The sequence below is a fragment of the Psychrobacter okhotskensis genome (assembly GCF_965638355.1).
Taxonomy (GTDB): domain Bacteria; phylum Pseudomonadota; class Gammaproteobacteria; order Pseudomonadales; family Moraxellaceae; genus Psychrobacter; species Psychrobacter okhotskensis.
Map to the genome: position 1 here is coordinate 1,437,933 of NZ_OZ281822.1, position 24,194 is coordinate 1,462,126.

Annotated in this window: 21 protein-coding genes; 15 read left to right on the top strand and 6 right to left on the bottom strand. The window is 42.6% G+C overall.

Annotated elements, in window-relative coordinates:
- Positions 1–39: 39 nt before the first annotated feature.
- The 4 genes from ACSUPM_RS06130 to mmsB all read left to right on the top strand — a co-directional run bounded on the left by ACSUPM_RS06130 (position 40) and on the right by mmsB (position 4,492).
- Positions 40–1,200, top strand: coding sequence for an acyl-CoA dehydrogenase family protein (locus ACSUPM_RS06130; protein ID WP_436880272.1), 1,161 nt, complete (start codon positions 40–42; stop codon positions 1,198–1,200).
- Positions 1,201–1,332: 132 nt separating this feature from the next.
- Complete coding sequence (locus ACSUPM_RS06135) at positions 1,333–2,115, top strand: enoyl-CoA hydratase (RefSeq protein ID WP_201616098.1); 783 nt, start codon at positions 1,333–1,335, stop codon at positions 2,113–2,115.
- Positions 2,116–2,173: 58 nt separating this feature from the next.
- The gene (locus ACSUPM_RS06140; protein WP_227692077.1) at positions 2,174–3,442 is read left to right on the top strand and encodes an enoyl-CoA hydratase/isomerase family protein; all 1,269 of its coding nucleotides are present in this window, start codon (positions 2,174–2,176) and stop codon (positions 3,440–3,442) included.
- Between the two features lie 96 nt (positions 3,443–3,538).
- Positions 3,539–4,492, top strand: a complete 954-nt coding sequence (mmsB, locus tag ACSUPM_RS06145) for a 3-hydroxyisobutyrate dehydrogenase (protein WP_201567351.1) — start codon at positions 3,539–3,541, stop codon at positions 4,490–4,492.
- 268 nt (positions 4,493–4,760) lie between these two features.
- Here the strand turns inward: mmsB and ACSUPM_RS06150 are convergent, their stop codons facing one another.
- Positions 4,761–5,519 (bottom strand): IclR family transcriptional regulator, encoded by a 759-nt coding sequence (locus tag ACSUPM_RS06150; protein ID WP_201577883.1) that lies wholly within the window; start codon positions 5,517–5,519, stop codon positions 4,761–4,763.
- A gap of 720 nt (positions 5,520–6,239) precedes the next feature.
- Here ACSUPM_RS06150 and ACSUPM_RS06155 point away from each other — a divergent pair.
- Entirely contained in the window at positions 6,240–7,127 is an 888-nt protein-coding gene (locus ACSUPM_RS06155; protein WP_436880273.1) for a hypothetical protein, read from the top strand.
- 127 nt (positions 7,128–7,254) lie between these two features.
- Here ACSUPM_RS06155 and ACSUPM_RS06160 read toward each other — a convergent pair whose 3' ends face one another.
- The 3 genes from ACSUPM_RS06160 to ACSUPM_RS06170 form a co-directional block, all read right to left on the bottom strand.
- Complete coding sequence (locus tag ACSUPM_RS06160) at positions 7,255–8,064, bottom strand: 4'-phosphopantetheinyl transferase family protein (RefSeq protein WP_025650636.1); 810 nt, start codon at positions 8,062–8,064, stop codon at positions 7,255–7,257.
- A gap of 132 nt (positions 8,065–8,196) precedes the next feature.
- On the bottom strand, positions 8,197–8,715 hold the full coding sequence (gene pal / locus ACSUPM_RS06165; RefSeq protein ID WP_025650635.1) for a peptidoglycan-associated lipoprotein Pal: 519 nt from the start codon (positions 8,713–8,715) through the stop codon (positions 8,197–8,199).
- A gap of 170 nt (positions 8,716–8,885) precedes the next feature.
- Positions 8,886–9,518 (bottom strand): DUF6231 family protein, encoded by a 633-nt coding sequence (locus ACSUPM_RS06170; RefSeq protein ID WP_436880274.1) that lies wholly within the window; start codon positions 9,516–9,518, stop codon positions 8,886–8,888.
- Between the two features lie 304 nt (positions 9,519–9,822).
- Between ACSUPM_RS06170 and pepN the strand changes: the two genes are divergently transcribed.
- A complete protein-coding gene (gene pepN / locus ACSUPM_RS06175) occupies positions 9,823–12,432 on the top strand; it encodes an aminopeptidase N (RefSeq protein WP_436880318.1) in 2,610 nt (869 codons plus the stop codon).
- Positions 12,433–12,560: 128 nt separating this feature from the next.
- Here the strand turns inward: pepN and ACSUPM_RS06180 are convergent, their stop codons facing one another.
- Positions 12,561–13,643, bottom strand: coding sequence for a 3-deoxy-7-phosphoheptulonate synthase (locus tag ACSUPM_RS06180; RefSeq protein ID WP_173239314.1), 1,083 nt, complete (start codon positions 13,641–13,643; stop codon positions 12,561–12,563).
- Between the two features lie 495 nt (positions 13,644–14,138).
- On the opposite strand from ACSUPM_RS06180, the gene lpxB reads away from it, so the two are divergent.
- The 3 genes from lpxB to ACSUPM_RS06195 all read left to right on the top strand — a co-directional run bounded on the left by lpxB (position 14,139) and on the right by ACSUPM_RS06195 (position 17,725).
- Positions 14,139–15,380: a lipid-A-disaccharide synthase gene (lpxB, locus tag ACSUPM_RS06185; RefSeq protein ID WP_201576311.1), complete on the top strand. Its 1,242-nt coding sequence runs from the start codon at positions 14,139–14,141 to the stop codon at positions 15,378–15,380.
- Between the two features lie 57 nt (positions 15,381–15,437).
- The gene (locus tag ACSUPM_RS06190) at positions 15,438–16,319 is read left to right on the top strand and encodes a ribonuclease HII (RefSeq protein ID WP_201616100.1); all 882 of its coding nucleotides are present in this window, start codon (positions 15,438–15,440) and stop codon (positions 16,317–16,319) included.
- A 218-nt stretch (positions 16,320–16,537) separates the two neighbouring features.
- Positions 16,538–17,725, top strand: a complete 1,188-nt coding sequence (locus ACSUPM_RS06195) for a CAP domain-containing protein (protein ID WP_436880275.1) — start codon at positions 16,538–16,540, stop codon at positions 17,723–17,725.
- 99 nt (positions 17,726–17,824) lie between these two features.
- Here the strand turns inward: ACSUPM_RS06195 and ACSUPM_RS06200 are convergent, their stop codons facing one another.
- Positions 17,825–18,490, bottom strand: coding sequence for a DUF924 family protein (locus ACSUPM_RS06200; protein WP_436880276.1), 666 nt, complete (start codon positions 18,488–18,490; stop codon positions 17,825–17,827).
- Positions 18,491–18,580: 90 nt separating this feature from the next.
- Between ACSUPM_RS06200 and ACSUPM_RS06205 the strand changes: the two genes are divergently transcribed.
- The 6 genes from ACSUPM_RS06205 to ACSUPM_RS06230 all read left to right on the top strand — a co-directional run bounded on the left by ACSUPM_RS06205 (position 18,581) and on the right by ACSUPM_RS06230 (position 24,139).
- Positions 18,581–19,816, top strand: coding sequence for a carboxynorspermidine decarboxylase (locus tag ACSUPM_RS06205; RefSeq protein WP_436880277.1), 1,236 nt, complete (start codon positions 18,581–18,583; stop codon positions 19,814–19,816).
- Positions 19,817–20,087: 271 nt separating this feature from the next.
- Entirely contained in the window at positions 20,088–21,362 is a 1,275-nt protein-coding gene (locus ACSUPM_RS06210) for a saccharopine dehydrogenase family protein (RefSeq protein WP_201567369.1), read from the top strand.
- A 317-nt stretch (positions 21,363–21,679) separates the two neighbouring features.
- Positions 21,680–22,375, top strand: coding sequence for a dTMP kinase (locus tag ACSUPM_RS06215; protein ID WP_201576283.1), 696 nt, complete (start codon positions 21,680–21,682; stop codon positions 22,373–22,375).
- 3 nt (positions 22,376–22,378) lie between these two features.
- Entirely contained in the window at positions 22,379–22,756 is a 378-nt protein-coding gene (locus ACSUPM_RS06220; RefSeq protein WP_201576281.1) for a hypothetical protein, read from the top strand.
- A gap of 31 nt (positions 22,757–22,787) precedes the next feature.
- Positions 22,788–23,531 carry a hypothetical protein gene (locus ACSUPM_RS06225; RefSeq protein ID WP_201576278.1) on the top strand — a complete coding sequence of 248 codons (744 nt, stop codon included), beginning with the start codon at positions 22,788–22,790 and terminating at the stop codon, positions 23,529–23,531.
- Positions 23,525–24,139, top strand: coding sequence for a hypothetical protein (locus ACSUPM_RS06230; protein WP_201576275.1), 615 nt, complete (start codon positions 23,525–23,527; stop codon positions 24,137–24,139). The genes ACSUPM_RS06225 and ACSUPM_RS06230 overlap by 7 nt, the downstream gene beginning before the upstream one ends.
- The last annotated feature ends 55 nt before the right edge of the window (positions 24,140–24,194 follow it).

Genomic DNA, 24,194 nt, shown 5'->3' on the forward strand with positions numbered 1-24,194 from the left:
TCTTCACCATATTTGCTTTGCAAGCACAAGGATGATCTTATGGATTTCTCATTGACCGAAGACCAAATTGCCTTTCGCCAAACCGCTCGGCAATTTGCTCAAAAAGAGCTAAAGCCGAATGCGGCTGAGTGGGATCGTACCTCACATTTCCCAATCGATGTCATCAAGAAATCAGGCGAGCTTGGCTTTTTGGGGCTGTATACCAACCCAGAATATGATGGTTTAGGGCTACCACGCTTAGACTCTGCCATGGTGTTTGAAGAGCTGGCATGGGGTGATACGGCAGTCGCCGCGTATATGAGTATTCATAACATGGCGGGCTGGATGATTGGTGAGTATGGTAGTGATGCCTTGTGCAAAAAGTATTTACCCAACATGGTCAGCGGTGAATGGCTTGGCAGCTATTGCTTAACTGAGCCAAACGCCGGTTCTGATGCTGCCTCATTACGCACCAAAGCTGATAAGCAAGGCGATCATTATGTACTCAATGGCGAAAAAACCTTTATCTCGGGCGCAGGCTCGACTGACGTCTTAGTGGTCATGGCACGTACCGGCGGTGCAGGGCCAAAAGGGGTTTCAGCATTTGTGGTAGACGCTGACAGCGCCGGTATCGAATATGGTAAAAACGAGCATAAAATGGGCTGGAAAGCGCAGCCGACGCGCACCATTAGTTTTAAAGATGTCAAAGTACCCGCTGAAAATCTCATCGGCGAGGAAGGCCAAGGTTTTGGCATTGCGATGAAAGGCTTGGATGGCGGTCGTATCAATATTGGTATCTGTGCGGTAGGTACGGCGCAGTCAGCGCTAGAGACCGCGACCAATTACGTGCAAGAGCGTAGCCAGTTTGGTAGCCCGATTGCCAGCTTACAGTCCGTACAGTTTAAGCTTGCTGATATGCTCACCCAAACGATTACCGCGCGTCAAATGCTTTATTTAGCGGCTAATAAAGTCGATAACAATGATGGGCAAGCTTCTACCTACTGTGCGATGGCAAAGCGTCTCTCCACTGATCTTTGTTTCGATGTTGCCAATGAGGCCTTACAGCTACATGGTGGCTATGGTTATCTGAATGAGTATCCGCTTGAGCGCCATGTACGAGACTTGCGTGTCCATCAGATTTTGGAAGGCACCAATGAGATTATGCGAGTGATTGTCTCGCGTCAGCTTATGCAAGATGATGCACTGAGTCAATTGCGTTAATCGAAGTACGCAACTATTTTATGACAATATTTTTATAGCAATATTTTAAGTTAGCTATGATTTTCTATGGCTATTTTACCTAGCGCTTAACCAATAAATCGTACCAAATTCAGATAAAATAAAGGATTATTTATGACGGATTATACCAATCTCAAGTTATCAATTGACGGTCACATTGCTACCGTAACACTGAATAACCCGCCAGCCCATACGTGGACGATGGACAGTCTGCCAGCGCTCAAACAGCTGGTCACTGACCTGAATGCCAACGATGAAGTTTACGCCTTAATTATTCATGGCGACGGCGAGAAGTTCTTTTCAGCAGGTGCGGATTTAAATAACTTCTCAGACGGTGATAAAGGGCGAGCAATTAGCATGGCTATTGCTTTTGGCGAAGCGTTTGAAGCGCTATCAGCGTATCGCGGTGTCAGTATTGCAGTCATCAACGGCTATGCAATGGGCGGTGGACTTGAGTGTGCGCTGGCCTGTGATATCCGTATCGCAGAAGCGCATGCACAGATGGCCTTACCAGAGACCGGCGTGGGTTTATTGCCGTGTGCAGGCGGTACGCAGAATCTGCCTTTACTGGTTGGTGAAGGCTGGGCGAAACGTATGATATTGTGCGGTGAGCGCGTCGATGCCGAGACTGCATTACGCATTGGCTTAGTCGAGGAAGTCACGGCAAAAGGTGGCGGTTTACTAGCGGCGCAAGCATTAGCGCAAAAAGTCGCTAAGCAATCTCCTGTTGCCGTCACTTATTCTAAACAGCTTATCCAAGCCGCAAGAAATACTCCGCCCGCACAAAACCTTATCCATGAGCGCGAAGCATTTGTTAAGTTGTTCGATACCAACGATCAGCGCGAAGGCGTACAAGCATTCTTAGAAAAGCGTAAACCCACTTGGCAAAATAAATAGGCCAAATTAAATCAGACTTAGCGCTAATATTTTTCCTTTTAATTTTTAGGTTACTTTTATGACAGCAGCTACGACAGCGACGGACGATATTAATAATCAAAAAGCCGTAGAAAAAAATACACAAGAAGCGCCGGTATTGTTCAATACTGAGCCGACAGATTGTGGCCACCTCATTGGGATAATGACACTAAATACGCCCAAATCTCTCAACGCGCTCAGTGTTGAGATGTGTCAGTTGTTAGCCCAGCAGCTAGAGCAGTGGCAAAGTGACGATCAGATAGTGGCATTGGTATTAAAAGGGGCAGGTGACAAGGCGTTTTGTGCTGGTGGTGATATCCGTAAGCTGTATGACAGTATGTCTACCAGTGCGCCACTGCCGAACCCTTATGCGACAGAGTTTTTTGGTCATGAGTATCGTCTTTATCGGCAGATGCATTTTTATTCAAAGCCTTTAATCCTCTGGGGCGACGGTATTATTATGGGTGGCGGCATGGGTTTGATGGCTGGCTGTAGTCATCGTTTGGTCACCGAGCGCACCCGCTTTGCCATGCCAGAAGTGACTATTGGACTGTTCCCTGACGCCTCTGGCAGTTGGTTTTTACAGCGTATGCCGGCAAAAACGGGTTTATTTTTAGGGCTAACAGGTGCGATGTGTAATGGCAATGATGCCCTATTATCTAATCTTGCAGAGTATGCCGTTGCCAGTAGTGATTATGATGCCATCATACAAAGCTTAAAACAGAGCGATTGGCAAGTGGCAGCAGGTAGCACCGATAAATGTCGCAACAATAGCGCTCATAGTATCGTTAGCCGTGCATTGGCAGCGCAACCAGTAGCCGAATTGCCTGCTAGCAAATTAGCGACATATTGGCATCCTATCCAGCAGTTGATGAACAGCGGCGGACTGGGCGATATCGATGCACTTCTACAGAGCGATGAAGCGCTAGCAAAGCTAAACTCAGACTTTGCAGCAGACAGCTGGACGCAGCGGGCAGCAGACACATATCGTCAAGGTTGCCCAGTTACCGCCGCTTTAACCTATGCGCTGTATCATAAAGTCACGGACTTATCGCTAGAACAAGTTCTGTATTTAGAGGCCAACGTAGCCGTACATTGTGCGGCCAATCCTGACTTTAAAGAAGGCGTACGTGCGCTATTAATTGATAAAGACCGCAATCCACAATGGTCGCGTTCATTAGCAGACTGCCTAAGCACCGAAGGGCAGGAATATATACATCAGCACTTTGTGAATCCTTATGCTAAAGGCGAGCATCCGTTAGGCGATTGGTTGGGTGATGAAGCCTTAGGCAGCCAGCTTGTGCGCTAAGAGCTTGTAAGCTCATTATAAGAATCAGGTATAAACTAAAAAACGTAAAACTATGTGTAGCACTGTCTGCATAAGCAATCATCAAGGAGCGATGAGATGGGTACAAAGGATTCAGATTTAAGCAATAAAGAGTCAAACAATACTGCCAAGCCAAATATAGCCTTTATTGGGCTTGGCAATATGGGCGCACCGATGGCAGAGAACTTATTAAAGGCAGGTTATATGCTCTCTGTCTATGATTTGTCTGAAGACGCTACCCAGCGCTTGCAACAAGCAGGTGCCAGTGTGGCTGCTAGCCCTAAAGATGCTGCGAGCAATGCACAAGTCGTCATTAGCATGTTGCCTGCGGGCAAGCACGTCCATTCTGTCTATTTAGGTAATGATGGAGATAACGGCTTACTAGCAGAATTGCCCAAAGGTACATTGGTTATTGATAGCAGTACCATCGCGGCAGCTGATGCAAGATTGGTAGCAGAGGCTGCAAGTAAGCTTGGTATCGACTTTTTAGATGCGCCAGTCTCCGGCGGTACGGGCGGCGCCATCGCTGGTAGTTTAACCTTTATCGTCGGTGGTAGCGCTGATGCGTTTGCCAAAGCTGAGCCGATACTAGCTGTTATGGGCAAAAACATCTTTCATGCAGGCGAGCACGGTGCTGGACAAGTCGCGAAAATCTGTAACAACATGCTGTTAGGCATTCTAATGGCGGGAACGGCAGAAGCAATTAACTTAGGGGTTAAGAACGGCCTTGACCCTAAAGTGCTATCAGATATTATGCTACAAAGCTCAGGTCGCAATTGGACATTAGAGGTCTATAACCCTTATCCGCAAGTAATGGAGAACGTGCCATCTAGCAATGGTTATCAAGGCGGCTTTATGAGTAAGCTCATGCAAAAAGATCTTAACCTTGCGATGCAAACGGCTAAAGATACGGAAGTTGAAACCCCAATGGGAGCCAAAGCGACAGAACTTTATGAAGCACATACGGTAGACAACGGCGATAAGGACTTTTCTAGTATTATGGCGCGCCATGATAGCTCAGTACTATCTTAATGCTCTAAATGATTAAGTCTCTTAAGCAGTTTTGAATACTGTGGTTTAATGAAGTATTAAAAGACTGTTCTTGATAGTGCGACTAAGAAAAGTATAAAAATAGCCCTGCCCTGAAAGGCTGATGCTAAAATCGTCCCAAACGTTGTTGTAAACCTAGCTAAGGTCTCGACATTATCGTCGGTTTACGCCTAGTTTGGGACGATTTTAGCAATCAGCAGTCCTAATATTTGAATTTTCAACAGACCCTAAGTTCATCTATCTATTACCTTCAATTTTGTAGCTCGTATACCAGCGTCTGAATATCCTTCGCCGCTGCCTGCAAACGCGGCACGTGTGTCATTAGCTCATCTAATGACACGCGGATGGTTGGGGCGTGAATATATAAAGAAGCCAAATAGCGTGACTTTTTATCCAACACAGGCACCGATACCGCTACCATCTCTGAAATAAACTCTTCATTATCGATACCAATACCTGTTTCAGCGATACGATCAAGCTCGGCATTTAGAGTATCAACGTCAGTGATCGTATTTTTGGTGAATTTGTCTAGCGGCAGTCCTTGGAGGATTTTGTTGCGACTGGTGGTGGACAATTGACTCAGGTACAGCTTACCTGTAGCGGTACACCACATCGGTGATTTTGCGCCCACTGGTAGATAAATCTGTAATGGCAGCGACGTTTGAGCGCGGTTGGTATAGAGCATATCCATGTGATAGGGAATAGCAATACCACAAGTTTCTTTGATCTCATCAACTAACTTGTGCAAGATCAGCTGTCGTTCATTAAAAAACCGGCGCTGTTGCCAGAGCTCGACACTTAGGTTGCGGACCCGCTTACCGGGTATAATACCGCCACCGATATCAACGGTCACAAACCCTTCATCAACCAAGTTCTGAATTAGTCGATGGATGGTGGGTTTTGGGATATTTAGCTCTTGCGACAGTTCAAGTGGAGAAAGAGGTTTGGAGGCATAGGACACCGCTTCGATAATCTCTAACACACGGGTAATCGACGATACTTTAGGCATAAAAATGGCTCAATAATAAAAAATAATAAGGCAGAGAACGTCAAAACGTTTTAATCGATGAGTCAAATACTGGTAAAGCTAAGACACGACTGAATAACTCTCTAATTTAGCATAATATCAGTCTCAGACAAGCAATAGTCGCACTATGTAGTCAATCCGCTATAAAAGAGTGACAGCCTTTACCCAACTTGAAGTATGATTGCTAATTCTGCACTCGGTTGCCTTTACTCTCTTTTAAATGGAATCAACCATAATTAGTTGAATTATTATTTAAACATAGGCTTGTCGTATGATTCCTGCTCAAAATGGTTTTAGGCCAAAAGCTGCAGGATAAGCAATAAAAGATACCTCAACTCACAAATCACAACAAACTGTAGTAATAAGCCATATAACTACTATTGAATTAGTTTCATGGCTCGTCCATCATAATGACATATTTTGTAATACCATTACATGAACATTAAGCCATTTAGTATTCGTGTCTGTGCTCTTAAGTTACTTTGAGAGCGTTGTGTAACTGGAAGCCGAAGTTTTGCTAGTTAGTGTAGTAATTATTACAATTTCTATGCAATCTTTACATAATGGCAAATAAAAAGCGCGTTTATAGGGGTGACTTTTTGAGCCAAAATTGTTTTAATCTGCTCAACAAAATGATGGTTTAAAAAAAGCTGAATTATCATTTTTTATGGGCGAGTTATTTCACACTTTAGGAGAGTAATTATGAAATTTATTAAACTATCTGCAATCTCTGCCGCTATTCTAGCGTCAACTGCGGCTTTAGCTGCTGAACCTGTTATCGTTGTTGACGAAGCTGATGCTGTTGTATACGAAGCTGAGCCTGTTGCTGTCGCTTATCAAGCTGAACCTGCTTATGCATACAATGCCGACGCTGGCATAGTTCGTAACACGACTGGCGCAGTTTTTGGTGGTACTAAAACTTTCTTCCAAACCGCTGTTAACCCAGCCGCTGTTAGCGCTGAAGTGGGTACTTTAGGTTATGGTGCGAACATTGCTTGGGCAATGAACGAAAAAACTGAACTACAAGCCGGTTGGGCAGGTGGTGATGTTGCTGATTTATTCGGCGGTGACTTTGATGCTGACGACGTAAACTATGATGTTGATTCTGATTTTAGCAACCCATACCTAGGCGTGCAATACCGTCCTGCAGCTAACTGGTTCACTATGGGTGCCGGTATCATCGTTCCTGACAACGATATCGATGTAACTGCTAATGCTAATGGTGGTGGTGAAAACAGCTATTACCAAATTAACGATGTTAAGTATAGTGCAGATGATGTAGGTACTCTACAAGGTACGTTGGAACACCGTAACAAGCTAGCTCCTTATGCTACTATTGGTTTCCGTCCTAACATCGGCAACAACTGGGGTGTATTCGGCGAAATCGGTGCAGCATACATGGGTAAAACTGATGCGACTGTTAATGCAAAAAACCCAGAAAAACTAGTAGGCATTTCTAATGGTGTTAATAATGTACCTTCTGGTTTAAATGCTGGCCAAGTTGCAAATCTTGCTGAGCAAGAACTTGAAGATAAAGATTGGTTAGAGTGGTTCCCAATTGTTAAACTTGGTGCAACTTACCGTTTCTAATCTAATCGCAGTCTAAGCACTGTATTTAGAGTAAGTAAAAAAGGCGGCCTTCGGGTCGTCTTTTTTTGTTTGCATTAAAGCGGTAATCAGTAAAGTATTATCCAAGTAGGTGAATAATCTGGGCTATCTAAAAAATAACGACAGTTTGCTGCGACGATAAAACCGCAATGTGATAGTCAGTCTTATCATCACCAGTGATAACGAAAGATGATTTCTCACTCATTTTGTCAACCAAGCTGGGCAGTAAATAAGAGTAATCCATTCCCAATCCTTGCGCCAATTTATACTGATGAATCTTGATAAAGCTTTCTTTTATTTGCCAAAACAGCTTAGTCATGGTGCTGCGATCGCTTGCTGATAAGGCTTGTAAGGCGGCAATTTCATAAGGATGATAAAAGCGCTGTGCCACGTTCCGTGCAACCTCATTGGTCTCTATATCGATACCTACGGCGTGACGTCGACTGATGGCCACTGCAATTTTATTATTAGAAGATTTATGGCTAGGGTGACGAAAGTCTGTATCACTATCTGTATGCCTATCGTTTTTATAACCCGCACCCGTATGGCTAAAACATACGTAATATTTACTGTTCATCAGTCGATACGGGAAGTCGGATTCATCTAAGGTGTCAGTGATTGCTAACTTATTGAGCAATGCTTTTAACAGTAGCCGAACGCCTTTGCGTTGTTGCTGACGTTGATTGTAAGCGATATCCCGCACAGACAAATGACTTTGCGATGTATAATGCTGCCAGTTAGCATCATGTAGCTGATGCAAATTCATATCTGGTATATTAAAAACGGATAAGCATGCCGATTTACTCCTTGTTTCTCTAAGGTGTAAAGAGAGAGATTCGCTCACCTCTGCGGTAGCGCACCATGTCATTGGAGCAAGCTGAGTATATTTAACGTCTATTAACTGCAATTTTTGCATCATTATTATTCATTTTGTGCTTTTTGATATCCGCTATCTTAACTGACTGAAATGCAAAAAGCCCAGCAATATTGATATTACTGGGCTTTGATAAAGCGTATAAAGCTTTATGGATTATTGGCAGTTTACTTGATTTTAGTAAGACAACTCAGCACGGCGGTTTTGTGCATAGGCGTCTTCAGTATTGCCAGCTGCCGCAGGACGCTCTTCGCCATAGCTGATGACACGAATGTTATTTACAGCAACACCTTGAGCAGCAAGATAGTCACGTGCTGCTTGGGCACGGCGCTCACCAAGGGCGATATTGTATTCACGGCTACCGCGTTCATCGGTATGACCAGCGATCACGACACCAGCGGCTGGGTTTGAGCTTAACAAGCCTGCGTGTTGGTTCAACACACTGGCTGCTTGTGAGGTGATTTCACTGCTATCAAAGCCAAAGTAAACAACCGCTTGTAAGTTTTCAGCACCAGTAATAACGGCGTTTGAATTGTCTACAATAACAGCACCATTGTAGCCAGCTTGACCACCTGGGATACCTAGTGGTGCAACCACGACTTCAGAGGTAGCACGCTTGGTTGCACAACCTGTGGTAATGGCAACGGCGCTTGATAATACAGCGAGGACAGCGATCTTAGAAAAACTGATTGACATGACGAGCTCCTAAAATTTTAATTAGATTTGTTGTTTTAAACTGCTTACGATAAAACTTAGGCAATTACTATCTATCATATACTAAATGTTACTTTATGTAAGTAGTATTACTGTAAATAATCTGCAAATTACATAAGGTCTTTCATACTATTCAAACAACACGCGAATTTTTACCAACGATGTTTGCCCCAGTTTTCAGGATTGGCCCAATAATCTGCATTGAGCCAGTTTGGTAATTGCTTATAATCGTACAAATTAAATTGCCATAATGTTGGTAATGAGGCGTCTGGTAGGGAGTCATCTATAGCACTGCTGCCAGTTACTTTCACAGACGGTTCGTCTAAAATATCAAATGGCGTAAAGCCATAAGCTTTTAGGTCTATGGAGCTATCAAGTGCAATCAGTAGATGCGCGGCATAAAGATCGCGATAGCGCATGAGCAATGGAATATATTGTGGTAATAGCTCTGCTGATAAAGTGGGTAGCCAAAAGCAGGCAAGCTCATAACGTTCTGATAATTGCTGTTGCGTAAGTTCTGATAACGTTGATAAATGCATTTTTCCATTTTCATCAGCGTATTTTTTCAGTGTTGGCTGTAGGGCTAAACGCTGATTTTTATCTTGCACCACCCACAGCAAATCAGAGCTATCATTGATTTGATCAAAAGTGATTTGATCAGCAGTGGTTTGTTCATTCGTGTCTGGTGACTTCACTTGTGTTGCTAATGATGGTAATAGTACATCAATATAATCTATTAAGAGTGGTAGGGTAATAGTTGCGCGATTAGCAGATTGTGTTGTCATTAATAAACCATTGATTGTTGGTGAGCTGTGTCTCTATTAAATCATTTTCATGGCGACTATCCAATGGATGATTGACGCTTTTGATATTTGCGTCGGATGATAGGCGTAATAATCTTGAGGGTTGCTCTTGAAATCTGCTGGTTTAGGTCAATGTAGCTAAATGTCGCTATTATTCTAATGATCATAAAAATTGTGCATAATTGACGTCCCGCCCTAATGTGATTTACCCAAATTTTTACTATAAATAATAATAGGAATCCCTATGTCTACTGCTGAAACTGATGCTCAAATTATCAACCCTGAAATGCCAGATGTGCCGCCGCATGCACCGAGTAAGATCAACTTAAAAGATTATAAAAAACCAAGCTTTGATGTAGAAACGGTTGATTTAGATATTAAGCTATTTGAAGAATATGCTCAGGTAGACAGTACCCTGAAGATGGTGCGCCAAACCGCTGGGAACATTGTATTATTTGGTGAAGAGTTGGAACTGCTGGCTATTACCATGAATGGTCGTAAGTTATCAGATGCAGATTATCAGCAACAAGCCGGTAAACTTACCATCACTGATATACCTGATGAACTTGAGGAAATCACTTTAGAGATTCAAGTACGTATTTGTCCGCAGACCAATACCGCCCTTGAAGGGCTTTACATGGCAGGTAGCGGTGACGATACCATGTTTGTGACTCAATGCGAGCCAGAAGGCTTTCGCAAGATTACTTTTTATCCAGATCGCCCCGATGTACTCGCGATATTCACCACCCGTCTTGAGGCCGATAAGCGCTATCCGACGTTACTAGCCAATGGTAATTTGGTAGAGGCAGGTGAGGTTACTGGTGCGTCAGACCGTCATTATGCGATTTGGCATGATCCGACCAATAAGCCAAGCTATCTGTTTGCCTGTGTCGTCGCTGACTTAGATGTATTGACGGATTCTTATACCACTAGCGAAGGTCGAGGCGTTTTACTAGAAATATACGCCAAGTCTGCCGATATCGATAAGTGTGATGTCGGTATGCAAGCCCTAAAAGATTCGATGAAATGGGATGAGGTTAATTATGGCCGCGCTTATGATTTAGACCGCTATATGATTGTCGCCGTTAGTCAGTTTAATATGGGCGCAATGGAAAACAAGGGTCTGAATATCTTTAATACCGCTTGTGTGTTGTCTAGCCCTGAGACCACGACGGACTCGCGTAGCTTTAGTGTGAAAGCCATCATCGCGCATGAGTACTTTCATAACTGGACAGGCAATCGCATCACATGCCGCGATTGGTTCCAGTTGTGCTTAAAAGAAGGCTTTACTGTTTACCGCGATCAATCTTTTTCAGCCGATCAACAGTCAAGTGCCGTACAGCGTATTGATGATGTCGCGACTTTGCGTGCCCATCAGTTTGCTGAGGACGCAGGGCCGCTTGCACATCCTGTACGCCCTGAAAGTTTCGTCGAGATTAATAACTTTTACACGACGACCGTTTATGAAAAGGGCGCTGAAATCGTCCGTATGATTGCGAATACCTTGGGGGCAGATAACTTCCGTAAAGGTACGGATGAGTATTTCCGTCGTTACGATGGGCAAGCAGTTACCGTTGAGGACTTCTTGTCTGCGCTTAGTATTACTGATGATAAAATTGAAGATTTTATTGATTGGTATCGTCAACCTGGTACGCCAGTGGTGTCTGGTCACCAAGATTACGATAGCACCACGCAAACGTTAACCATTACTTTAAGTCAGCAAACCCGTCATGTTAGTGGTTTTGATGCGCCTAAACCTTTACCTATTCCCGTAGCGACCGCACTATTTGACCAAGATTCTGGTGCTATCGTCGCCGAGCGTATGCTGCTACTCGATCAAGCCGCGCAAACCTTTACCTTTGAAAATGTGACTAGCGAACCAGTAGTATCATTGCTGCGTGACTTTAGTGCGCCAGTACAGCTTAATTATGACTATCAAGATGAAGATTTGGCATTCTTACTCAAGCATGAAACCAACGGCTTTAACCGCTGGCAAGTGACGCAAATGCTGGTCAATCGCATCTTGCTGCAAGGCCAAGGCGAGAAGAGCAACCCTGAAGTGTACCTACAAGCATTAGCGCAGACCTTGCCCGTGCTCGCAGCTGACGATGCGATGTTGGCGGCGCGTTTGCTTGATATTCCATCAGCGCAAGAGTTGGCTTCTGCTATTGCTGAAGATTATGATCCAGAGTTGGTCAAAGCGCAGCGTGAAGGCTTATATCAGCAAGTGGCAGAGATGCTAAAAGACCAATGGGCAGTACTTTATAAGCAGCTGCCCATGCAGTCTTATGAAGATAGCGCCGCCGCTCGTGGTACTCGTGCCTTGCGCAATGTGATATTAGACATGGCATTGACGGCTAACGTTAATGGTGCCAATGAATGGGCACAGCAGCAGTATGACAATGCCAGCTGTATGACGGAACGTTTTGGTGCATTAAAAGTGATGGTTAATCATCAATTGGCAGATGCGGATGCCTATTTGGCGGACTTTTATCAACGTTTCCAAGCAAATGACTTGGTTATCGATTTATGGTTTAGTGTGCAAGCATCAGCTGATACGGTCACTACTGAGGCTATCCAATCGTTGCTCACTCATACTGATTTTGATTGGAATACGCCCAATCGTGTGCGCTCAGTGATTAGCGCTTTTACCTCGCAGCCGACCGTCTTATGGACGGCAGAGGGTTTAGATATCTATATTGCTGTGATTAAAAAGTTGGATGATGCTAATCCTGTCTTAGCATCGCGCTTGTTGCAGGTGCTGGCGCGCTGGAATACCTTGGCTGAGCCACGTCGTCAGATGGCGCATGATAAGCTGTTAGATTTGCAGCAAGCCGTGTCTTCTAAACACGTGCTCGAAAGCTTAACGAGCGTACTAGGCGAAGCAAGTGAGTAGGACGGTTAGCTTAAGGCCTGTCCTCAAATTTATAAGCTGAAGTATAAAAAAAGCCCGTTTGACATTAATTATGTCAAACGGGCTTTTTGCTGAGTGGCCTAATAACGATTCATTATGACCAATCGCTATTAACGGTTAGGCAATACATCTTTTACCATGTCACGTAGATTGTATAGCGCAGTGACTGTGCTATCCCAATCTAAGCAACCATCGGTGATAGACTTGCCATACTCAAGCTGGCTCAAGTCAGCAGTTAGCTTTTGACTGCCGCCTTTAAGATGACTCTCAACCATCATGCCGATGATGGATTTGTTACCGTTTTGGATTTGCTCGGCGACGTTATTAATAACCATCGGCTGCAAGTACGGGTCTTTACCTGAGTTAGCATGGCTTGAGTCAATCATAATCTTGCTGTTGGTTTTTCCTTTTGCTAGCTCATTTTCCACTTGCGCAACAGCAGTTTCATCATAGTTAGGCTTGCCATTACCACCGCGTAGTACCACGTGTGCGTAAGGGTTGCCTTTAGATTTGATGATAGAGACTTTGCCATCTGAGGATAACCCTAAGAAGCTATGACCTTCTTTAACCGCTTGCATGGCGTTAACCGCAACCGTCATACCGCCGTCCGTACCGTTTTTGAAACCAACTGGGCATGATAAGCCAGAGCTCATTTCGCGATGCGTTTGGCTCTCAGTGGTACGTGCGCCGATTGCTGACCAGCTGATTAAATCCTGCATGTACTGCGGAGTATTTGGATCCAACGCTTCAGTCGCGCAAGGTAAGCCTTTCTCATTCAAATCAAGCAATAGCTTACGAGCGGTACGCAGACCTTTTTCAATATCGAAGCTGTCATTCATATCAGGGTCGTTGATCATACCCTTCCAGCCGACCGTGGTACGCGGTTTTTCAAAATAAACGCGCATTACAACGAATATGCTGTCTTCGATCTCTTTTGCCAATGCAGCTAAGCGATCGGCATATTCGTGAGCGGCTTTGATATCGTGGATAGAGCAAGGGCCGATGACCACAAACAGACGCTTATCTTTACCATCCAAAATATCTTGGATCGTATTACGCCCTTTTAGGACGGTTTTATAGGCTTCGTCTGATAAAGGTAGCTCAGTTTTTAGCTCAGCGGGGGTGATCAAGGGAATGAATTTTTCAATATTCACGTCATCAATATCTGCATTATTGGTAGCTGGTGTTGTCATGATTATATATCGTCTAGCTGATTTATAGGAATAATCATTATGAGGACAAAAGTGCTGGTTGACAAGGGCAGTCGCGCAGTTAATTGACTGATAACTGGAATGTGCAAACCAAAACTTCGTTATACTTAACAACACTCAGCCCTAAACTGGGATTTTTAAACATCAGCTTACTGCGCATTTTTTTGCGTATAAAAGCTTCTTTTGGTATTTATCAGCCAACTATGCTGGACTTTTATAAGCTAATTTCGCTATTTGTACCATGGTGACGTATGATGACAACATAAATGATATAACGCTACAATAGTAGTGAGGCAAGCGCTTGCAGCCATTAGCGCGGTGTTACTCACTCGGTGTGCTATATTTTATAATAATGCTATTTTTGTTCATAATAATTGTACCCATTGTCATTCTTCATATTGAGAGCTTGTTATGACCGATTCTGCTACTTCCCATAAACATACTGACTTTATTGATCAGACAGATACCAATCAGCAGATGCCTGAATTTAAGACGGCACCACTGGTTATTGGTATTGTCGCAGGTGAGGTGTCAGGTGACAGTTTGGGGGCAGATTTTATGCAGCAGATGAATAACCTGCGTGATGATATCGTTTGGGTAGGCGTTGGTGGTACTAAGATGCAAGCGCAAGGATTGCAAAGTATTTTTCCACTAGAACGTCTGGCAGTGATGGGCTTGGTGGAAGTCATGGCGCAATTGCCTGACTTACTTAAAGCGCGCCGCGAGTTATTGAGCGCCTTCAAAATCGCTGATATCAATTGGTTTATCGGCATTGATGCGCCTGATTTTAATCTACGAGTCGCCAAAAAGTTAAAGCCAAAAGGCGTGTTTTGTGTACAGTACGTTAGCCCCTCTATTTGGGCATGGCGCGAGTCGCGTATTCATAATATTAAAGCAGCGACCGACCTTGTACTCTGTCTATTTCCGTTTGAGCTGCCAGTATATGAGCGCCACAATCATCCAGCGATATGTGTGGGTCATCCTTTGTTACGTACTATTGATCAGACCTTGATAGAGACGCCTATCAATCAGAGGCGCAGTGAGTTGGTCTGGCACAACGATGGTTTGCAGCAGTTTTTTATCGAGCGGTTCGATGATGTCAGCCAGCTTATTTGTGTGATGCCAGGCTCTCGGCGCGGGGAGATAACGGCTATTTTACCTCTTATGCTGGATGGTATTCAAAAGTTAATATTACTAGATCCGAAGCTGTGTTTTATCATTCCAACGGTCGATCAAAACCATCAGTATATCGTCCAAGACGTCATTGATCGACGCTCAGAGCAATTGCGTGCCGCTATCGTGGTGGTCTATGACGACAGCCAGCCAGCGTTTAGTCAGCAGGCCATGGCTGCCTCGGATATGGTGATGCTAGCATCTGGCACGGCAACCCTTGAGGCGATGCTGCTTGAGCGCCCAATGGTGGTGGTGTATCAATTAAATCAGCTGACCTATCAGATTGCCAAGCGTCTGGTCAAAGTCCCTTATGTGGCGCTGCCCAATATTTTAGCCGACAGCGTCATCGTCCCTGAGCTGATACAGGAGCAGGCGAGTGGTGATAATATTTGCCGCACCGTCATGCGCCTGTTGCAACCGCGTGCTTATGCAGAACAATTAAAAGCGCTTGTCGCCACCAAGCAGCTATTGCAGCAGCAAAGCAATCATGAGCCTGCTAATAGCGTGATTGATCAATGGTTTATGCAAAACCAGCATAAATCCTAAGGGATAATTGCGCATTATTTATCTTTAACACCCAAATCAATAAGACCACAAAAAATCATGAGCATTCAGAACAACCCTACAGATAGTATTATTCCGATTGACAAAAAAATCCAACAGATTGATATAAAACCCCAGTGCATTGATTTAGCCGAACCTATCCATTTATATGGGCAAGTGAATGTGACTAAGCTGCTCGCTGAATATGGGATAAATGAAGAGCCACACTTAAATACACAACAGCATGTAGAACGTTCAACGCTGCACAGCTCAACGCTGCAAATAGGTGTTGATGAAGCAGGGCGCGGACCACTTTTAGGTAGCGTTAATGTGGCCGCAGCGATACTGCCTGCCACGTGGTCAGGATTGATTGAAGAACAACCCTTAAAAGACACACCTTTATCCATACTGACGGATTCTAAACAGCTGAGTGAGAAAAAACGCGATATTCTTTATCCATTGGTGCAGCAAAATGCTGTGGGTTTTATCATCGCTGAAATACCAGCAACGGTCATCGATCAGGTCAATATTTTGCAAGCAACGATGCTCGGTATGCGCTTATGCACTGAAGGATTGTTAGAGGCTATCGCTGAGCATCTTGCCACATCTATGCTGACATTTGAGGTTTTGTTCGACGGAAATCGCTGTCCTCAAGTAAACAATACCAAGCTCGCTGAATTAGGCATAGATCACTCTGCGATTGACTGCCAAGCATGGGTAAAAGGGGATGCGCGTCATACCAGTATCGCCGCAGCCAGTATATTGGCAAAAGTCAGCCGTGATACTACTATGTATACACTCGATACTCAGCATCCTGAATATGGGATTGCCAAACATAAAGGCTATCCAACCAAAGCGCATATGGAAGCGATTCAACAGTATGGGGTGCTGCCCGAGCATAGACGTAGCTTTGCACCAGTGCGAAAGGCGTTGGAGAGTTAAAGGCAGATGGAGAATTGCTTATTTATATAAATAGCCTAAGCAGAAATTATTTATCAATTTAAAAAAACATCCCTTAGTCAAAAATGAATGGTTTTTTGAGATTATGCGTATTAAGTTTTCATGTTTTATTAAATGACATTTGAATCGTTATTCGATAATATCCGTCATAGCTGATTTATTGCTCATAATAGGCACACCACTATCTTACAGGATAAAAGATGACTCTCAAATTACGAGAAAAAAACCTCGCGGCAGTAATATTTTTAACAGCGTTTTTGACGGCTTGTGGCGGCAGTGGCGGCAGTGGCGGAGACTCAGATGGCAGCACTAACAATACTACGCCCAAGCCAACACCGCCTGTTGCTAGTCCTGATGATACCTCGACTGATAAGCCTAATGACCAGACTGATAATGAGGCAAAAGCTGCATTAATTGCCAATAATACCTTTAGTCTAGCGCGCACCAGCTGTGGTCTAGGTGGTTTGTCTGCCGATACTGCACTGGATAATGTTGCGATTCAACATGCAAAATACATCAAGCATGTATTTGCTAATAGCACGCCGACTGCTTTTAGTCCGCACTATGAAAATAAGATTGCAGATATCGCCAACGTCACGGGTGATAATAACCCATTCTTTAGCGGAGTCAGCTTCACAGATCGGTTGTTACAGGCAAACTACGGCAACGCCCAATATGGTGTGACTGAGAATATTGCCCAGTCGGTCTATTATAGCTCGGCTGGCAATATTATAGGCTCTGATATAGTGGCAGGTGCAATGGCGAAGTCATTATTGGCAGCGCCTTATCATCTTCGTTCTTTGATGCTACCAGGCTCGAGTTTGACGGGTACGGGTATGGTCACTTATAAGCCTTATGGCAAAGACACGACCAACAATCAGGGTTATATCTTAGTCAACCATGCCTCAGCGACCAAGGCAAGCAAAGACAATACGGTGGCAGGCATATTCACTTATCCTTGCCAAGGGGTCAGTGGTACGGTGACTGCGCTGTATAACGAAACGCCAAATCCTGTCAAAGGAACGGGTCGTGACCTACGAGCTGATCCTATCGGGCAGCCCATCTATGTCAGTATGCCAGCTGCCCAGACCATTAAGCTCAGTAATATCAAGTTCCATGATGTTCAGCGTAACATCGATGTGCCCACTGAACTGCTTGATTATGGGCAAGATCCCCATAAGAATACCGTTTATGAGCTACCAGCGAACGAAGCTTTTATTTTACCCATTACGGATAATCTAAAAAGCTGCAAAATCACCACTAAAAAAGATCAAAACTGTGGTTTGCATGGCGAGAGTGAATATCGTGTAAGCTTTGATGTGTTAGTGGACAATCGAACGCTAAAGCAGCAGTCGTTTAGCTTTAGCACGGGTAAAGTGAACTACTAATCTATAGGGTATACCCTAGAATAAATAGGATAAAACAAAACAAGGGCTGAACCAGTTATCTGATTCAGCCCTTGTTTTTGTTATTATAAGTAATAACGCTTAGAATGAAGAATTCGGCTGCTGTAAAAATGCGTCTTCTTCTGCAGTCGACTCACGACCCAAGGCTTCATTACGGTGTGGATAGCGTCCAAATTCATCAATAATGTCTTTATGACGGCGTTCAAAGTCTAAAGTGGTTGGGTCATTTAGTTGCTCAAACAGCGGCAGATAGCGTTTATGGATAACAGCTGATTCAGAATGCATAAACGGCATAATAGTAAACTTGCGCCACTCCATCGGTAGGGTCTCAAAATGTGGCTGGGCAATGGCTTCTTGCGCTAATGCCACGGCCATACCGTCTTGAGCAAAGGCGCACGCTTGCTCGCGACATAGATTGCGAGAAAACTGATCTAAGACAATAATCTCTGCCAATCGTCCTGCCAAATTAGTGATTGAGCTATTCACATCGTTGTGATTGTCAGACCATCGCCACGGCGCACATTCACCGTGTTTTGCTGCTTGCCAGATTTTGCCAAACTTAGCCTTTATTTGCTTATCAAAGTTGTCATTTTGGGTAAACCAATATGGCTCATTATCTTGGTCGAACCAAAAATCCAACACTGCGCGCGCCTCAGCATCTAGATACTCTACATTAATATTCTTTGAATCGAGTTGCGATAAATTGGCTTGGCTAGCAGAGCTGGAATAATCGGTTGATAATGACATAAGATATTCTAATTACGGTGGATTTAGTCTACTATAGCGCAAATATTTATATCTGTCATGATGCCAACAGCAGCTATTAGGTAACCTCTTATGAATGCAAAAACTTCGCTGAAAACCACAAAATCATCCTTGCCACCAACGCCTTATTATCTACTCGACGAAGCGGCAATCGTTGCCAATATGCAGATTATCGCGCGACTGTGTGAGCTGTCAGGCGCCAAAGCCTTATTGGCGCTCAAATGCTTTGCGACTTGGGGCGTGTTTGATGTGATGCAGCCCTATTTGCACGGAACCACTTCGTCGTCACTCAATGAAGTGCGTTTGGGCTATGAGACCTTTGGTAATAATAGCGCTGATAGCAAGGATGAAGCGAATGGTAAAGATAAAAAAGAAACCCATGCTTATAGCGTTGCTTACAGCGCAGATGAAATCGATGAAGTATTAAGCTATGCCGATAAGATTATCTTTAATTCAATCTCGCAACTTAACGCCTTTAAAGAGCAAGCGGCGGCAAAGGGTATTCCAGTTGGGCTACGCTTAAATCCAAAGACTAGCAATTCATCGTTTATCATCGCTGATCCTGCGCGTCCATTTAGCCGCTTAGGTGAGCATGATAAAGATAAGATTGCGGCGGTATTGAGTAATATCACTGGCGTCATGATTCATAACAATTGCGAAAATGACAGTTTTGAGGCTTTTAGCGACAGCTTGGCTGATATCGAAGCTAGATTTGGTGACGTTTTAGCGCAGCTTGAGTGGGTCAGTTTGGGCGGTGGTATTCACTTTATCGCCCCTGATTATCCACTAGAAAAACTTGCTGAGCGGTTGAAAGGCTTTAGTGAAAAATACGGCGTACAAGTTTACCTTGAGCCGGGTGAAGCGAGCATTCATGGCGCTGGATCACTAGTTACAAGCGTTTTAGATACTATGCATAATGAAAAAAACCTAGCAGTCGTCGATGCCTCAATAGAGGCGCATATGCTGGACTTACTCATTTACCGCGAGTCAGCACCCATTGCAGCGATTAATAAAGAGTCGATTAATATATTACCTGTCGATATGGCCAAAACAGCTGACGTGGTGGACAACACTATTATTTATGGTCGTTCTTGTTTGGCAGGCGATATTTTTGGTGAGTATGCCTTGCCTAACCAATTACAGGTAGGCGATACCATTGCGTTTGGTAATGCGGCAGGCTATACCATGGTAAAGAAAAACTGGTTCAATGGCGTCAACATGCCAGCGATTGTAATTCGTCGTCTGGATGGCAGCATTGATGTGCAGCGCGAGTTTGATTACCAAGATTATAAGGCGAGTTTGTCATAACACTATTATGCTTGGCATTATTCAATAACACTGCCAAACAACTATCTAGAAATGAGTATTGCTCTCAGATTTTCTAAGTTATGTTGTAATTTTTGCCGAAAAGTAAGTAAAAATTGTTATAATCGCCACGGGCAAAAACAGCTGATTTTGCCCGACGGGTGCGTGGGTTTTCCTCGGTCTTCCTTTTTAATTCACGCATATCATTCACTCGTTTCTGTTTTGACTAGCCACCTCTTAGGCGATGACAGGGACACAAAGGAGGATTGTTGCATTGAATACCAACCAACAAGCTAAGCCCAATAAAAAAGACGTACTCATCATCGGCGCCGGCGGTGTCGCTCAAGTGGTCGCGCATAAATGTGCGATGCATAATGATGTGCTCGGCGAGATTCATATTGCCTCACGTACCAAGACTAAATGTGATGCCATCGCGCAAAGTGTCAAAGACAAAGAGAGCTTTAAACAAGCTGCTATCTTGCACACGCACCAAGTTGATGCTATGGATAGCCAAGCATTGGCACAGCTTATCCAAGATACTGGTATACAAATTGTTATCAATGTCGGTTCGGCATTTGTCAATATGACTGTATTAGAAGCTTGTATTGAGACAGGTGTTGCTTATATTGATACCGCTATCCACGAAGATCCGCGTAAGATTTGCGAGACGCCGCCATGGTATAACAACTATGAATGGCAGCGTAAACAGCGCTGTGCGGACAACAATGTCACGGCGATTTTGGGTGCAGGCTTTGATCCCGGTATGGTCAATGCCTATGCGCGCCTTGGCTACGACATGATGGATACAGGCTCGGTCACTGATATTGATATTATTGATATCAATGCGGGTAGCCACGGTAAATACTTCGCCACCAACTTCGACCCTGAGATTAATTTCCGCGAATTCACCGGAACGGTCTACTCTTGGCAGAACAGCAAGTGGCAGTCTAACAAAATGTTTGAAGTAAAGCGTACTGACGATTTACCAGTTGTGGGTGTGCAGAACAGCTATCTGAGTGGTCATGATGAAGTGCATTCATTGTCAGCCAACCTAGATGTGCCAAACATCCGTTTTTGGATGGGCTTTGGTGAGCATTATATTAATGTTTTCACCGTGCTACAGAACTTAGGTCTATTGTCTGAGCAGCCAGTGATGACTGCGGAAGGGCAAGAGGTTATTCCGCTAAAAGTGGTCAAAGCCGTGCTACCAGATCCAAGCTCGCTTGCACCAAACTATACGGGCAAGACTTGCATCGGTGACAAAGTTAAAGGTAAGATTAATGGCGTTGATAGCGAAATCTTTATCTATAACGTCTCCGATCATAAAGACGCTTATAATGAAGTCGGCAGCCAAGGTATCTCTTATACCGCAGGCGTACCACCTGTCGCGGCTGCGATGTTAGTCGCGACTGGCGAGTGGGATGCTGGCAAGATGGTCAACGTTGAAGAGCTAGATGCCAAGCCATTTATCAATCTGCTCAATAAAATTGGCTTGCCAACGCGTATCAAAGATAGCGAAGGTGACAGAGCATTAGAGTTTGATGTTTAAATAACGAGTTTGATTTAGAAAAGCCTATCTTTTATAGATAGGCTTTTTTTTATGGTTGAAGCTACTTGGAATCTTTGAAGAAGAAATAGATCAGGTACTGATATAATCTATTATCTACTTAGATGAGTGAAGAGTTGACATAGTCTATGTCTATTTCTATTATCACTCAGGTCTTTTTTATCTTAATATCTGTATAATAGAAACATCAGCCGTCTAACAAATTAAAGTTTTTTGTATCAAGAAATATAGTTCTATAAGGCAGAGTTCGAAATATATGCAAAATAATCACTTCTCAAGAGACTTAAACAGGTAGTTATATGAATAATAGCGGTAAAGGAAAATTAATTGTAATAGAGGGTGGGGATGGCCTAGGCAAAAGTACACAGTATAGTCTCATAGAAGACATGCTGATTAAAGAAGGTTATGAAGTATCAACTTATGATTTTCCTCATAAAGTAGGTAACCCACTATCAGATTTGATAGGTGACTTCTTAAATGGTAAACATGGGCAGGTTGAGCCTGAATTCTTGAGCTTAGCCTTTGCTGCTGATAGATATATCTCAAAAGATCCTATTAATGGAAGTCTTGAGAGTGGAGCTATTGTTCTCTGTGATCGTTACATACTATCAAATATAGCTTTTCAAACTTCTAAGTTAATAGATATAGATAGAAGTGAGAAGCTTGTAGAACTCATTCAGTGGTTAGAGTATGAGATATATAAGCTTCCCAAACCTGATTTGGAGGTTATTATTACTGCTCCAGACTCTCATTACATAGATGGTATACATTTAGAAAGAAATGGCTCGAAAGATAGAAGTTACTCTTTAGATAGTTCAGATATTCATGAAAAAGATGAAGGTCTACAGGTAAAGGTGAACAATTTCTTTAGCAATGTTGAAAATAAAAAAAATAGAGTGTTTATTGATGCATATGATAAAGGTAATAATCGTAAGTCTATAAAGAGTATTTATAAAGAAATAATACCTTTTATTAAAAAAATACTAGAGGAATAGTACATGAAAATATTAGTTAGCAAATTAGTTGAAGCCCACTCTTATATTGATAAATTTTCAGATATGACTAATATCGTAAATGAAATGAGTGATAAAGAGAAAAGCTTAGTAGAACATATAGTTGAAAAAATTGATGAAAAAATTTTAGAAGATAGCGATGAACAGACAGGACTTATAGAGCTTGATTTAGAAAATAAAGTAAGGTTACTAGCCACTATTTATAATAAATCGAGCGATATACTCTTGTATCCTAAGGAAATGCGAGAAGGGTATATTCAAAGATGGTCTGATAATCTGGGCTTAGAAGATTTTGTGATACGTAAGTGTTTAGTTATGGGTGCGGATAAAATTGAAAGTATCATAAATATACACGACGTTTAACTATAATAACCATTAAAAATTAAGATTAAATATGGCTAGTTTTAACTTAGATGAACATGAAACAATTCGTAAGTTATTTAATTCTACTACTTCACTACTAGTCTTAAATATTTCAATACTGATACTAGGGTTAATATTAATTTTTTTTGATGAAATTCCACGTGCAATTGGAACTTCATTAATAGCTAGCTCTCTTGTAAGCTTTAGCACCTTATGGGTTAGGTTTATTAAGACATCTGAAGATAGACTCTTGTCTAACATTAGGAGCTATGGCTTAAAGGAAATACATAGTCAGAGAGCCTTAGTGAGTATATATGAGAAATTATTAGAAACGTCTAATGAGATTGATGTTACAGGTTATTCGCTATCAGGGTTTTCAAATCAAGCTTTAGATATAATAAAAAGAAGAAATGAGGGTAAAAATCCTATAAATGTTAGAATTTTACTAGTTAATCCAGATACTGAAGCATCAAAGAGTCAAGCTCTTAACGAAGGGCACGTTAAAGATTATTACCAAACATTATGTACGAATATATTAGCCAGTTTTGAAGGTATTGAAAATGTTGAAATTAGGTTTATTGAACAAAGTTTACCAGTCATGATATATCGTCTAGGAGATACATTATTTACAGGACATTATTCAATAATTAAAAAATCCAGAAGTTCATCCACTGTTACTTATGAAGTTAAAAATCCTGGTCGACTATTTCATATGTATCTATCTGAATTTGAAGAAATGTGGCGTATAGCCGATAAAAAGGATACTTCATGTTAGTTGTCTTTTGTGGGTTGCCTTCTTGTGGCAAAAGTACGTTAACAGCAAAAATAGCTGAAAATTGTAGTAGCCAGTACTTTCTAGAGCCAGAGGAGGATTTTTGGCCAAGTTGGATTAAAGAGGATAACCTAGATCAGTTTAGTGCTTTGAATTGGTTTAGATCTGCTAGAGTTCCTGAGTATAAGAAAGCTGCATTAATATCTGAGAAAGAGTTAGTCTTCGTTGACAGTTTCTATGATGTATTGATTAAATATTATATTAACGACCCGTCTTTTAGTTGGTTGATTTCAAAAGAAAATGCCTACTATGAAGTTGTTAAGAGAACTGCTGAATTAGATGCAGAACTATTAGCCGCTCCCGATTTATTAGTATTTATAAAAGTAAGTGAAGATGATTGGAGTACATTACAGAAAAAAAGAAATCGTGTATACGACGAAACAGTGAATTTGATTGAAAACTATCAAATGCAAGATTCAATCTATAACGCAGCAAGAAATTATTGTAAAGATACCGGTACAAATTTTCTCGAAGTTGAACAAAAAATAGATGGTTATGAAGAGATAATAGAGGAAATCACTAAATGTCTAAAATCTCTGCAGTACATATAAATCATAGGTAAGTTTTAGTATGTCACTTAATCTGCTAAGAGATAGCAAATTAGGA